The sequence below is a fragment of the Ancylobacter sp. 3268 genome (genome assembly GCF_031456575.1).
In the GTDB taxonomy this organism is placed as follows: Bacteria; Pseudomonadota; Alphaproteobacteria; order Rhizobiales; family Xanthobacteraceae; genus Ancylobacter.
Genome location: NZ_JAVDUX010000012.1, coordinates 1 through 12,562, shown reverse-complemented (window position 1 = coordinate 12,562; position 12,562 = coordinate 1). Strand labels below are relative to the sequence as shown.

The following is a 12,562-nucleotide window of genomic DNA, read 5'->3' as shown; positions in this document are numbered from 1 at the left end:
AATCGTCTTCTCAGCCGGTGGCCAGTGCCACCAGGAAGCGCAGCCCCATCAGCGCGAGATAGATGCCGAAGCCGACTTCCAGCTGGCGCTTGGTAAAGCGGTGCGCCAGCTTGGCACCGAGCGGCGCCGCCAGGACGGCGATCGACCCTACCAGCACCGCGCCGGGGATCGAGATGAACCCCAGCGAGAGCGGCGGCAGTTCGGCCAGATGCGGCCAGCCGCCCAGCACATAGCCGATCACGCCCGGCACCGCGATCAGCGCCCCGAGCCCGGAGGAGGTCGCAATGGCGGTGTGGATCGGCACGCGGTAGAGCGACAGGATCGCCACGGCGATGCCGCCGCCGCTGATGCCGACCAGCGAGGCGATGACGCCGATGAAGACGCCATAGGCCCGCATCGGCCAGGGACCGGGCAGTTGGTCGGCCAGGACCCAGCTGTCGCGCGCGAACAGCAGGCGGATCGACATCAGCGTCGCGAACACCACGAACGCCAGTTGCAGCACCCGGTCCGGCGAGACCGCCGCCAGCGCCGTGCCGGCGAGCACGCCCACGACCAGCGGTACCACCCATTGCCGCAGCACCTCGGTATTGATCTTGGTGCGCGAGCGATGGGCGAAGAAGGAGCGCAAGGCGGTCGGCATGATGATGGCGAGCGCCGAGCCGACGGCAAGATGCATGCGCAGGGCATCCGGCACGCCGATGGCGCCGAACACCTCGTAGAGCACGGGGACCACGATGGCGCCGCCGCCGATGCCGAACAGGCCGGCGAGAATGCCGGTGGCGAAGCCGGCGACAACCAGAATGCCGACCAGCCAGAGGATCTGGTCGAGCAGGAGCGAAGCGATCATCATGCCACCAGTGCCCGCCGCTCCTCGGCCCGCCGCACCTCGTCCACCGCCGCGCGCAGCACGTCGAGGCCCGCCTCCGGCTTCACGCCCTCGATGGCGAGCCGCCGGCGATAGGCCCGAGCGCCCGGACGGCCGGTGAACAGGCCAAGCATGTGACGGGTGATGTCGTGCAGCCGGCCGCCCGCCTCGAGATGCGCCGCGATATAGGGCTCGAAAGCTTCCACCGCGGCGAAGGCGTTGGGATGCCCGTCCGATCCGCCGAACAGCCGTGAATCGACGGTGAGCAGCAGCTCCGGCTGCTGATAGGCGGCGCGTCCCAGCATGACGCCGTCGACATGGGCGAGGTGCTTGTCCACCTCTTCCAGCGAGCCGATGCCGCCATTGATGATGATCGGCACCTGAGGCAGCCTCCGCTTCAGCCGGTAAACCCGGCCATAATCGAGCGGCGGAATGTCGCGGTTCTCCTTCGGCGACAAGCCCTGCAGCCACGCCTTGCGCGCATGTACAGTGAGGGTGTTGGCCCCCGCCGCCAGCACCGCGTCGGCGAGTGCGTCGAGCGCGACTTCCGGGTCCTGCTCGTCGACGCCGATGCGGCATTTCACGGTGACGGGAATGCCGACCTCCGCCTTCATCGCCGCGACGCAGGCGGCGACCAGCGCCGGCTCGCGCATCAGGCAGGCGCCGAAATTGCCGCCCTGCACCCGGTCGGAGGGACAGCCGACATTGAGGTTGATCTCGTCATAGCCCCATTCGGCGCAGATGGCGGCCGCCCGCGCGAGCGTCTCGGGATCCGAGCCGCCGAGTTGCAGCGCCAGCGGATGCTCCATGGGAGAAAAGCCGATCAGCCGCTCGCGGTCGCCATGGATCACCGCATTGGCAGTGACCATCTCGGAATAGAGCAGCGTTCGGGCCGACAGCATGCGGTGGAACGCCCGGCAGTGGCGATCCGTCCAGTCCATCATGGGCGCTACGGAAAATCTATGACTGTTGAAGGGGTTAGCCTTTCCAGCGATATCAATGGTTCCGCCGACGTCGGCGGCCGTCGCATTCGCGGCCATTCCGGCTCGTTTCCGCTTGTTTCTCCTCCCTTGGTACGACAATTTCGTACCACTAGGGGAGGATGTCGTACCATGGGGACCATCGTCGCGCGCAAGCGCAAAGACGGCACGACCGGATATACAGCGCAGATCGTCCGCAAGCAAAAGGGCGCCATCGTTTATCGAGAGGCGAAGACCTTTGACCGCGAACAGGCTGCCAAGGCGTGGCTGAGGAAGCGCGAGAGCGAGCTTGATATGCCGGGCGGCATTCAGCGCGCGGAAAAACACGACGTCACCCTTGGCGACGCCATCGATAGGTACATCGCAGAATCCTCCAAGGGAATTGGCCGCACCAAGGCCCAAGTACTCAAGGCGATCAAAGAGCATGACATCGCGAACATGAAATGCTCGACCATCGGGAGTGACGACATCGTCGCCTTCGCGCAAGGGCTCGCCAACGACCGGCTGCCACAGACGGTCGGCAACTACATCTCTCACCTCGCCGCCGTTTTCGCCATCGCTCAGCCGGCATGGCGTTACGACCTTAGCCAGTCCGCCATGAAGGATGCTCATGTCGTACTCCGGCGTCTTGGTACGACATCGAAGAGTGAGAAACGCGAACGCCGGCCGACATTGCCTGAACTCGATTTGGTGATGCAGCACTTCGTCGAGAGACAGGCGCGCGCACCGTCGTCAGCCCCCATGCACCGCATCATCGCGTTCGCGCTCTACTCCACCCGTCGCATGGACGAGATTTCACGCATTCGATGGGACGACCTAGATATCACGCACAGCAGAGTGATCGTGCGCGACATGAAGCACCCCGGCCAGAAAGTCGGGAACGACGTGAGGGTGGATCTGCCTCCCGAGGCACTTCAAATCATCCTCGCGATGCCCCGAACCAAGCCGGCGATATTTCCCTATACCCCGGATGCCATCGGGGCAGCGTTCACGCGAGCCGGGCACACGCTTGGCATTGATGATCTGCATTTCCACGACCTGCGCCATGAGGGAGTGTCCCGGCTGTTTGAAATGGGCTGGACGATCCCTCAAGCCGCCAGCGTGTCCGGGCATCGCTCATGGCAATCGCTTCAGCGTTACACCCACATCCGTGAGAGCGGCGACAAATACGCCGGCTGGAAGTGGCTCCCTATCGTCACCTCTCCAATGGAGAAGCCGACATGACACTTGGAATGTCCCCCTCCCCCTTCAATGGCAGCGATCTGGTGGAGGTGGGGCTGTGAGCTACTGGGACACGCCCGGACGCTCGGAAGAGTGGTTCACGCCGCCCCATATCTTCACGGCGCTAGGTGAGCGGTTCGACCTAGACGTGGCCGCCCCGGCTGGCATTGAGACATTCGTGCCGGCTGATCGGTTCATCACGTCGGACAGCCTGTCGCAGGAATGGCATGGCTTCGTCTGGATGAATCCGCCGTTTGGCGGTCGAAACGGGCTTGAGCCGTGGCTGCGCAAGTTTTTCGCCCATGGCAATGGCATCGCCCTGACGCCGGATCGGACGTCGGCGCCTTGGTTTCGCGAGGCGTGGACGCGGGCGGATGCGGTGCTGTTTACGCCTAAGCAGAAATTCTACCGCCCGGATGGGTCGTTAGGCAGGTCGCCATCGAACGGGACTGCACTGTTCGCAGCGGGCGAGCGAGCGACGTCCGCGCTAATAGCCGCCGCGACGAGCGGGCTCGGAATTCTCGCAAAGCCCCTCACCACGGGGCGCCCCGATGAGCGGTGAGTTCAAGATGACAACTAGGCAGCGCCGGGTGCTGGTGCTTATGCGCGATGGCGATTGGCATCGGCTCTCTTGCTTTGACGAAATGTTCGCTGGCGCCTCGCTGGAAGATCGCGGGCTTGCGGAATCCAGGATTATCGCCGGCTTGGGCGCCGATTGGGCAGACTGTTGATTTCCACTGAGATCTGACCCGACAGGCGGGGATTTTTCCATCGAGAAGTGACCCATGTTTTCACCACGTCTCACGCGGCACACGCGGGGGACAGCGGAGTGATCGACATGGAGTTATTGAGCGTCATCCGGCGCTGGCATCATCGGGATCGTTGCTCGATCCGGGAGATATCCCGCCGCACCGGCCTCTCACGGAACACCGTGCGCAAGTACCTGCGGGCGGACAGCGTCGAACCCCGGTTTCACGTCCCCGACCGGCCGAGCAAGCTCGATCCCTATGCCGACAAGCTGGCGGCGATGCTGCGGGTCGAGAGCGGCAAGTCGCGCAAGCACAAGCGCACGGTCAAACAGCTGCACGCCGATCTGGTGACGCTGGGCTATGAGGGTTCGTACAATCGGGTCGCGGCCTTCGCCCGCGACTGGAAGGCAGCCCGGTTGCGCGAGCAGCAGACCAGCGGCCGCGGCACCTTCGTGCCACTGGCCTTTGTGCCAGGCGAGGCGTTCCAGTTCGACTGGTCGGAGGACTGGGCGATCATCGCCGGCGAGCGCACCAAGCTGCAGGTCGCTCATGTGAAGCTTTCCTACAGCCGCGCCTTCACGCTGCGAGCCTACCTGCTGCAGACCCACGAGATGCTGTTCGATGCCCATAACCACGCCTTCCGGGTGCTGGGCGGCGTGCCGCGGCGGGGCATCTACGACAACATGAAGGGGGCCGTCGACAAGGTTGGCCGCGGCAAGGAGCGCCAAGTCAACATCCGCTTCTCGGCCATGGTGAGCCACTTCCTGTTCGAGGCAGAGTTCTGCAACCCGGCCTCCGGCTGGGAGAAGGGTCAGATCGAGAAGAACGTACAGGATGCCCGTCATCGGCTCTGGCAACCCCTGCCGAACGTCCCCTCGCTGGAAGCCTTGAACGAGTGGCTGGAGACCCGGTGCCAGGAGCTATGGACACAGATCGAGCACGGCGCGCAACCCGGCTCGATCGCCGATGTGTGGGCTGAGGAGATCCGCCACCTGATGCCGGTGCCGCGGCCGTTCGACGGCTTCGTCGAGCACGCCAAGCGTGTTTCCCCAACCTGCCTCATCCATCTCGAGCGCAATCGCTACAGCGTGCCGGCCTCCTTCGCCAACCGCCCGGTGAGCTTGCGGGTCTATCCCGACCGGATCGTCGTCGTCGCCGAGGGACAGGCGATCTGTGAGCATGGTCGAGTGTTCGCTCGCTCCCATGATCGCCAGAGCCGCACCGTCTATGACTGGCGCCATTATCTGGCCGTGGTCCAGCGCAAGCCCGGCGCCCTGCGCAACGGCGCGCCCTTCGCCGAGATGCCGCCGGCGTTTCGATCCTTACAGCAGCATCTGCTCAAGCGGCCGGGCGGTGACCGCGAGATGGTGGAGATCCTGTCCCTGGTCCTCCAGCATGACGAGCAAGTCGTGCTCACTGCCGTCGAACTCGCCTTGCAGGCCAGCGTGCCGACCAAGACCCACATCATCAATCTGCTGCACCGCCTGATCGACGGCACACCGCTGAGCTCACCAACGATCCCGGCTCCTGCCGCCCTCACGCTGACCACCGAGCCTCAGGCCAATGTGGAACGCTATGACGCCCTGCGCCGGGCCAGGGAGGCGCGCCATGCGTCATGATCCGGCCAGCGGAGCTCTCGTCATCATGCTGCGAAGTCTCAAGATGCACGGCATGGCGCAAGCCGTCGCCGAACTCACCGAACAGGGGTCTCCCGCCTTCGAGACCGCCATGCCGATCCTCTCGCAACTCTTGAAGGCCGAAACCGCCGAGCGGGAGGTGCGCTCGACCGCCTACCAACTCAAGGCCGCCCGCTTCCCGGCCTATCGCGACCTCGCCGGCTTCGACTTCGCCAGCAGCGAGGTCAACGAGGCGCTCGTGCGCCAGCTCCATCGCTGCGAGTTCCTCGACGACGCGCACAACGTCGTCCTGGTCGGCGGTCCCGGTACCGGCAAGACCCACATCGCCACGGCTCTCGGCGTCCACGCCGTCGAGCATCATCACAGGCGGGTCCGCTTCTTCTCCACTGTCGAGCTCGTCAACGCCCTCGAACAGGAAAAGGCGCAGGGAAAGGCCGGCCAGATCGCCGGCCGGCTCGTCCATGCCGACCTCGTCATCCTCGATGAGCTCGGCTACCTGCCGTTCAGCACCTCGGGCGGCGCCTTGCTGTTCCACCTGCTGAGCAAGCTCTATGAGCGCACCAGCGTGGTCATCACCACCAATCTCAGCTTCTCCGAATGGGCGACCGTCTTCGGTGACGCCAAGATGACCACGGCCCTGCTCGACCGGCTCACCCATCACTGCCATATCCTGGAGACCGGCAATGACAGCTTCCGCTTCAAGAGCAGCTCGGCAAAGCCACCTAAACCGACCAGGGAGAAGCCACGAAACTTGACCGCCACCTGACCCAAGACAACTATCAGCCCGGGTCACTTCTCAGTGGAAATCCAGGGTCACTTCTCAACGGAAATCAACACTATGCAGTCAAGGCGCTCGGTATCGCTCCCGTGGTCCTCGACTGGTTCTCTAACCTTCTGCGCTTCTTCATGCTCCTGCCGCTGGTCCTAACGAACCCGAACCGCGCCTTCCGGCGAATGCGTGGCTATTGGTGGATCGCGATCGGCGTCGGCCTCCTGTCTCCGCTCTCCTACATCCTCGTCCTCGCGGCCCTCACGACAGGCGCTCCGCTCAGCCTCGTCGCGCCGATGCGCGAGATGTCGATGATGGTGGGGGCGCTGATGGGCATGCTGATCCTGCGGGAGACGGTTGGTCCGTTGCGGCTGGCAGGTTGCGCTATTCTTATCGGGGGCGTCATCCTCCTGTCCGCAAGCTGATTGTCTCCTTCCGGGCGGCGATCCGCTCTGCCGGATCGTCTGGAATGGGGTCGGCTGCGGAATGGCGGCTATCTAGACAGCGGCAGCCAAAACCGGCCCCGTCTGCTCCCGGCCCCAAACCGGCTATTCGTGATAGCCGCAGCGGCCTTCCGCTTATGGCGCATCCTACAGGTTGAAGTGGATGCCCCCTGGGCGATCGAAAGGACAAAACGGTTGCGCCACTGACGTTGCCGCCCCACAACTATCCAGCCGCACCCTGCAAGTTCAGGTGGTAGCGCGTGTATCGGCGTTCTCCGGTTCGCGTCAGGGCGCCTTGTTCCACCAGATCGTGTAGGTCGCGTGTGGCGGTGGGGCGTGAGGTGCCGGTGATGGCGAGGTAGTTCTCCGCGCTCAGGCCTCCCTTGAAGCCGCCGGGGCCCTCGCGGAACAGGCGGGCGATCACCTTCTCCTGCCGTTCGTTCATCTTGTCGCGGAAGCGATCGTAAAAATGCGCCTTGGCGATGTGGAAGGCGACGCGATCGAGCGTCGTCTGTTGGGCCGCGATGATCGCTTCCGCGAAATAGACCAGCCAGCCCGTGACATCGAGCGTCCGCTGATGGACCTCGAGTTGATCGTAATAGGCCTTGCGATGCTGCTCGATGGTATGGGCGAGCGCGATCAGCGTGGGCTGGCCAATGTTCTGGGATAGGGACTTTTCCGCGAGCGTTCGACCGATACGGCCATTGCCATCCTCGAAAGGGTGGATACTCTCGAAATAAAGATGCCCAATCCCGGCCCGGGTGAGTGCCGGCAAGGGCGTCTCACCGTCCGGGGCCGAGCCATTGAACCAGGCGAGATAGGCGGCCATCTCTTCCGGAACCCGGGAGGATGGCGGCGCCTCGAAATGCACGGTCGGCCGATCCTGCCGGCCAGACACGATCTGCATCGCGTCTTCATGGCGACGGTAGCCGCCGATCGTCTCCAGATGCCGACTGTCGGCCATCAGCATGCGGTGCCAGCGGAACAGCGCGTCAGCGTCAAGGGGATCCGCCCAGCTCCGATAGAGATCGACCATCATCTCCGCGATGCCACGCTCTTTCGGCTTCACGTTGCGATTGTTGGTGTCGAGGCCGAGCTGACGGCGCAGGGAGGATTGCACGCTGAGGCGATCCAGTGTCTCCCCTTCGATCGCGCTGGTCTTGACCGCCTCGTCGCTGAGAAGTTCGATCCGCAGCAGGTCCCGCTCGCCCTCGCTGACATGCCGGACCGCACCCATCACCTCGCCGGTGAGCAGCAGGAACCGCCGCTCCAGCGGTTCGAGGGCAACCGGATCATAGGCAAAATGCGGCCAGCCGGGCTGCGTCCAGTTCCACACCATGAGCGATAGGGTCTCCCGCTATAGCTCACATAATAGCGGATACGTGATTGATAGATAGCCGTCCTATCGCTCACGGTAGTGCGAAGGAGAACTGAGAGCGTGATGCCGGGTCGATAACGTGACGCGCGGGACCAAGGGGTGAAAGGTCCACCTGCTGCCGAGTGCTTTCCAATCTGCGATACGATCGAATGGGGATCAGGGATTGCACATGGGATTCGGCGTCTTCATTCACCGCTCGGACTCGATCTATGACGACAGCCCGGCTGTACGGTATCAGTTCCCGCGCCCATATCTGGGACGCGTCGAGGCCTGCGTCGGCGACTGGATCGTTTATTACGAACCCCGGAAAGTGGCGGAGACCCGCGGCTATTTCGCGATCGCTAGGGTCCAGCGCGTCGTTCCCGATCCCACCGCTCCAGGCATGTATCTCGCCCTCATCGAACCGGGCAGCTATCTGGATTTTGCCAGCCCGGTGCCGTTCACCGATGCGGATGGCGTGGTCGAACGCGGTGTGCTGAACGCGGACGGGCGCATTTCAGGGCGTGCGCAAGCCGCCGTGCGTCCACTCTCGCGGGACGATTTCAACCGGATCGTCACTCTCGGGCTGAATGACAGCGAGCCGCTGCTGCCCCGCGTCGAGGCGGGTGCGTCCCTCTCAGGCTTTGAAGAAGAACAGGCGCCATTCACGTTCGAGCAGCCCCGCGAGCGCGTCGACACTCTGTCCTCTCGCATCGTCCGCGACCGCATTTTTCGGCGCGTCGTGCTGCGCGCCTATGACGAGCGCTGTGCCATCAGCGGGCTCAAACTGATCAATGGTGGCGGGCGTGCCGAGGTGGCCGCAGCGCATATCCGGCCTGTCGAAGCGGGTGGCCCCGACATCGTCAGCAACGGGTTGGCGCTTTCTGGCACGGCGCACTGGATGTTCGATCGCGGACTGATCAGCCTCTCGGATGATCTGGACATCCTCATTTCCCGGCAAACCAACGATCCCGACGGCGTGCGCGCCTTCATCAATAAAGACGGCCGCGCCATCGCGCCACGCAGGTTGATCGAGCGACCCCATCCTCATTTCCTGCGCTGGCACAGGGAGCATTGTTTCAAGCCGTGAGGCGGAGGCTCCCTATGCCGCTTCCCATCACCGCAAAGCAGTTCCGCCGTTCGCCTGTCATTGCACGCCACGGTGCGACGTGGATGGAATCCTGTTGAACCGGCCCAATATCGGGCTCTTTTAATCATCCCCACCCGGGATGAGATCGTCATGAGCCCGGCACGTCGGGGTTCGCATGGCGGCAGCACATCATCATCAGGGTTTTGCCCGCGGCGCGCGGATGCTGCGCACGGCGCTGGGGCCGGCGATCGCCCGGCATCTGGAAGACCCAGCCGTCGTTGAGGTGATGCTGAATCCGGACGGGCGGCTGTGGATCGACCGTCTCTCGGAGGGACTGTCCGACACGGGTGGGCGGCTCTTGCCCGCTGACGGCGAGCGCATTGTTCGGCTCGTCGCGCATCATGTCGGCGCCGAGGTTCATGCGGGCGCCCCGCGTGTTTCTGCCGAGTTACCTGAGACGGGAGAACGTTTCGAGGGACTGCTGCCGCCGGTCGTGGCGGCCCCGACATTTGCCATCCGTAAGCCCGCCGTCGCGGTGTTCACGCTCGAGGACTATGTCCACGCCGGGATCATGTCAGCCGGACAAGCCGACGCTTTACGCCAGGGTGTTGCCTCTCGCGCCAACATCCTGGTGGCCGGCGGCACATCGACGGGCAAGACCACGCTGACCAATGCGCTGCTCGCCGAGGTCGCGAAGACCTCCGATCGCGTCGTCCTCATCGAGGATACGCGCGAGCTGCAATGCGCGGCGCCGAACCTCGTCGCCCTGCGCACCAAAGACGGCGTCGCCTCGCTGTCCGAGCTTGTTCGTTCGGCGCTGCGGCTGCGTCCCGACCGCATCCCCATCGGCGAGGTGCGCGGCGCGGAGGCGCTCGACCTCCTCAAGGCCTGGGGCACCGGCCATCCAGGTGGCATCGGCACCATCCATGCCGGCAGCGCGCTCGGCGCCCTGCGCCGGATGGAGCAGCTCATCCAGGAAGCCGTCGTCACCGTCCCGCGCGCGCTGATCGCCGAGACCATCAATCTCGTGGCCGTGCTCTCCGGCCGCGGCGCCGCACGCCGGATCACCGAACTCGACCGTGTCGAGGGCCTTGGTCCTGACGGCGACTACCGCATCACCCCTGCCTTCACCGGAGATCCCTCATGATCCGATCGTTCCATCGCGCCCGTAGCGCCGCCCGGATGGCCGCGTCTGCCACCTGCATCAGCCTGATGGCCATGGCCAGCGCCCATGCCTCCGGTTCCTCAATGCCGTGGGAGGCGCCGCTGCAATCCATCCTTCAATCGATCGAAGGCCCCGTCGCCAAGATCATCGCCGTCATTGTCATCATCTCGACCGGGCTGGCGCTGGCCTTCGGAGACACGTCGGGAGGCTTCCGGCGGCTGATCCAGATCGTGTTCGGCCTGTCGATCGCCTTCGCCGCCTCGAGCTTCTTCCTGTCCTTCTTCTCCTTCGGCGGCGGAGCGCTCGTCTGATGGCCGAGCCGATTGAGGTCGCCGGCTTCAGCGTTCCGGTCCACCGGGCGCTGACGGAGCCGATCCTGCTCGGTGGCGCGCCGCGCGCCATCGCCATCGTCAATGGCACGCTCGCCGGGGCCGTAGGTCTCGGCCTGCGCCTCTGGCTGGTCGGCCTCGCTATCGGGGTGATCGGCCATGTCGCGGCGGTGTGGGCCGCAAAGCGCGACCCGCTCTTCGTCGATGTGGTGCGCCGGCATCTGCGCATCCCCGCGCACCTCTCGGTCTGAGCGGGGTGCCATGATGATGAACCTCACTGAGTATCGCAGCCGCAACCGCCGCCTTGCCGATTTTCTGCCCTGGGCGGCACTGGTCGCGCCGGGCATCGTGCTGAACAAAGACGGCTCGTTTCAGCGCACGGCGCGTTTTCGTGGGCCGGACCTCGACAGCGCCGTGGCGGTCGAACTCGTCGCGGTCGCCGGACGGCTGAACAACGCCTTTCGTCGCCTTGGCTCGGGATGGGCGATCTTTGTGGAGGCGCAGCGCCATGCCGCGACGGCCTATCCGGCGAGCCCTTTCCCTGATGCCGCCTCCGCTTTGGTCGATGCCGAGCGGAGGGCCGATTTCGAGGAGGCCTGCAGTCATTTCGAGTCGAGCTATTTTCTGACCTTTACCTTCCTTCCACCGGCCGAAGATGCGGCGCGCACCGAAGGCTGGCTCTATGAGGGCCGCGATCAGACGGGCCTTGATCCCCATGAGACGTTGCGCGGCTTTGCCGACCGAACCAATCGGCTCCTCAACCTTATCGATGCCTTCATGCCGGAATGCCGCTGGCTGGATGACGGCGAGACGCTGACCTATCTGCACAGCTGCGTCTCGACGCACCGGCACCGTGTCCGCGTGCCGGAGACGCCGATCTATCTCGACGCCCTGCTCGCCGATCAACCGCTCACCGGCGGGCTGGAGCCCCGGCTTGGCGATCAGCATCTGCGGGTGCTGACCATCACCGGCTTTCCCACGGTGACGACGCCCGGCCTGCTTGATGAGCTGAACCGGCTGGCCTTTCCCTATCGCTGGTCGACCCGGGCGATCCTGCTCGACAAGACGGATGCCGTCCGGCTGCTCACCAGGATCCGCCGCCAATGGTTCGCCAAGCGCAAATCCATCGCCGCCATCCTGAAGGAGGTGATGACCAACGAGGCCTCCGTCCTCGTTGATTCCGATGCCGCCAACAAGGCTGAAGATGCCGACCTCGCGCTTCAGGAGCTCGGCGCGGACCATGCCGGCATCGCCTATGTCACCGCGACGGTGACGGTGTGGGACGCCGATCCGCGCATCGCCGACGAGAAGCTGCGGCGGGTCGAGAAGGTCATCCAGGGACGCGACTTCACGGCGATGACAGAGACCATCAATGCGGTCGATGCCTGGCTCGGATCTCTGCCGGGCCAGACTTACGCCAATGTCCGCCAGCCGCCGATCTCGACGCTCAATCTCGCGCACATGATCCCGCTCTCGGCGGTATGGGCCGGAGAGAGCCGCGACGCGCATTTTGATGCACCGCCGCTGCTATTCGGCAAGACCGAGGGCTCGACCCCATTCCGGTTCTGCCTCCATGTGGGCGATGTCGGCCATACCCTTGTCGTCGGCCCCACCGGCGCGGGCAAGTCCGTGCTGATGGCGCTGATGGCGCTGCAGTTCCGGCGCTATGCGAGAGCCCAAGTCTTCGCTTTCGACTTCGGCGGCTCAATCCGGGCCGCCGCACTCGGTATGGGCGGGGACTGGCACGATCTCGGCGGCGGGCTCAGCGAGGGGAGCGCGGAGAGCGTTTCGCTCCAGCCGCTGGCGCGCATCGACGAACCGGAGGAACGCGCCTGGGCCGCCGATTGGCTGAACGCGATCCTTGGCCTGCTCCCTGGAAAGTGGTCCTCCGTGAAGTAGGCTTTCGGGCCTTTGGAGGATGGCGCCATGGCGCAGAAGAAGCATAAGCCTGAAGAGA

Annotated in this window: 12 protein-coding genes and 1 pseudogene; 10 read left to right on the top strand and 3 right to left on the bottom strand. The window is 64.7% G+C overall.

From position 1 onward, the window contains the following. Positions 1-10: 10 nt before the first annotated feature. Entirely contained in the window at positions 11-850 is an 840-nt protein-coding gene (locus J2X65_RS17005) for a sulfite exporter TauE/SafE family protein (protein WP_310203175.1), read from the bottom strand. Next, positions 847-1,905, bottom strand: a complete 1,059-nt coding sequence (gene dusA / locus J2X65_RS17000; protein WP_310203173.1) for a tRNA dihydrouridine(20/20a) synthase DusA — start codon at positions 1,903-1,905, stop codon at positions 847-849. The genes J2X65_RS17005 and dusA overlap by 4 nt, the downstream gene beginning before the upstream one ends. 72 nt (positions 1,906-1,977) lie before the next feature. Between dusA and J2X65_RS16995 the strand changes: the two genes are divergently transcribed. From J2X65_RS16995 to J2X65_RS16975, 5 genes are all read left to right on the top strand, one after another. Next, positions 1,978-3,069, top strand: coding sequence for a site-specific integrase (locus J2X65_RS16995; protein WP_310203170.1), 1,092 nt, complete (start codon positions 1,978-1,980; stop codon positions 3,067-3,069). Positions 3,070-3,124: 55 nt separating this feature from the next. Beyond that, positions 3,125-3,628 carry a DNA N-6-adenine-methyltransferase gene (locus tag J2X65_RS16990; protein WP_310203168.1) on the top strand — a complete coding sequence of 168 codons (504 nt, stop codon included), beginning with the start codon at positions 3,125-3,127 and terminating at the stop codon, positions 3,626-3,628. 276 nt (positions 3,629-3,904) lie between these two features. After that, complete coding sequence (istA, locus tag J2X65_RS16985) at positions 3,905-5,434, top strand: IS21 family transposase (protein ID WP_310203166.1); 1,530 nt, start codon at positions 3,905-3,907, stop codon at positions 5,432-5,434. Further along, a complete protein-coding gene (gene istB / locus J2X65_RS16980; RefSeq protein WP_310203164.1) occupies positions 5,424-6,218 on the top strand; it encodes an IS21-like element helper ATPase IstB in 795 nt (264 codons plus the stop codon). Before istA ends, istB begins: the two co-directional genes overlap by 11 nt. A 101-nt stretch (positions 6,219-6,319) precedes the next feature. Continuing rightward, complete coding sequence (locus J2X65_RS16975) at positions 6,320-6,646, top strand: EamA family transporter (protein WP_310203162.1); 327 nt, start codon at positions 6,320-6,322, stop codon at positions 6,644-6,646. Positions 6,647-6,887: 241 nt separating this feature from the next. Here J2X65_RS16975 and J2X65_RS16970 read toward each other — a convergent pair whose 3' ends face one another. Continuing rightward, the gene (locus J2X65_RS16970; RefSeq protein ID WP_310203160.1) at positions 6,888-8,003 is read right to left on the bottom strand and encodes a Fic family protein; all 1,116 of its coding nucleotides are present in this window, start codon (positions 8,001-8,003) and stop codon (positions 6,888-6,890) included. A gap of 208 nt (positions 8,004-8,211) precedes the next feature. Here J2X65_RS16970 and J2X65_RS16965 point away from each other — a divergent pair, with 208 nt between their 5' ends. From J2X65_RS16965 to J2X65_RS16945, 5 genes and pseudogenes are all read left to right on the top strand, one after another. Beyond that, positions 8,212-9,111 carry an HNH endonuclease gene (locus J2X65_RS16965; RefSeq protein ID WP_310203158.1) on the top strand — a complete coding sequence of 300 codons (900 nt, stop codon included), beginning with the start codon at positions 8,212-8,214 and terminating at the stop codon, positions 9,109-9,111. Positions 9,112-9,286: 175 nt separating this feature from the next. Continuing rightward, entirely contained in the window at positions 9,287-10,258 is a 972-nt protein-coding gene (gene trbB, locus J2X65_RS16960) for a P-type conjugative transfer ATPase TrbB (protein WP_310203157.1), read from the top strand. Beyond that, on the top strand, positions 10,255-10,587 hold the full coding sequence (locus J2X65_RS16955; protein WP_404977742.1) for a TrbC/VirB2 family protein: 333 nt from the start codon (positions 10,255-10,257) through the stop codon (positions 10,585-10,587). Before trbB ends, J2X65_RS16955 begins: the two co-directional genes overlap by 4 nt. Continuing rightward, on the top strand, positions 10,587-10,856 hold the full coding sequence (locus J2X65_RS16950; RefSeq protein WP_310203155.1) for a VirB3 family type IV secretion system protein: 270 nt from the start codon (positions 10,587-10,589) through the stop codon (positions 10,854-10,856). Before J2X65_RS16955 ends, J2X65_RS16950 begins: the two co-directional genes overlap by 1 nt. 13 nt (positions 10,857-10,869) lie before the next feature. Next, a pseudogene (locus J2X65_RS16945) lies at positions 10,870-12,468 on the top strand (conjugal transfer protein TrbE); the annotation flags it as partial. Positions 12,469-12,562: the final 94 nt, after the last annotated feature.

What these genes read in the sequence shown, in the direction of transcription:
- J2X65_RS17005 (WP_310203175.1), bottom strand. Translation starts at nt 850, where the DNA reads ATGATGATCGCTTCGCTCCTGCTCGACCAGATCCTCTGGCTGGTCGGC.
- dusA (WP_310203173.1), bottom strand. Translation starts at nt 1,905, where the DNA reads ATGGCCGCGAATGCGACGGCCGCCGACGTCGGCGGAACCATTGATATC.
- J2X65_RS16995 (WP_310203170.1), top strand. Translation starts at nt 1,978, where the DNA reads ATGGGGACCATCGTCGCGCGCAAGCGCAAAGACGGCACGACCGGATAT.
- istA (WP_310203166.1), top strand. Translation starts at nt 3,905, where the DNA reads ATGGAGTTATTGAGCGTCATCCGGCGCTGGCATCATCGGGATCGTTGC.
- istB (WP_310203164.1), top strand. Translation starts at nt 5,424, where the DNA reads ATGCGTCATGATCCGGCCAGCGGAGCTCTCGTCATCATGCTGCGAAGT.
- J2X65_RS16970 (WP_310203160.1), bottom strand. Translation starts at nt 8,003, where the DNA reads ATGGTGTGGAACTGGACGCAGCCCGGCTGGCCGCATTTTGCCTATGAT.
- J2X65_RS16965 (WP_310203158.1), top strand. Translation starts at nt 8,212, where the DNA reads ATGGGATTCGGCGTCTTCATTCACCGCTCGGACTCGATCTATGACGAC.
- trbB (WP_310203157.1), top strand. Translation starts at nt 9,287, where the DNA reads ATGGCGGCAGCACATCATCATCAGGGTTTTGCCCGCGGCGCGCGGATG.
- J2X65_RS16955 (WP_404977742.1), top strand. Translation starts at nt 10,255, where the DNA reads ATGATCCGATCGTTCCATCGCGCCCGTAGCGCCGCCCGGATGGCCGCG.
- J2X65_RS16950 (WP_310203155.1), top strand. Translation starts at nt 10,587, where the DNA reads ATGGCCGAGCCGATTGAGGTCGCCGGCTTCAGCGTTCCGGTCCACCGG.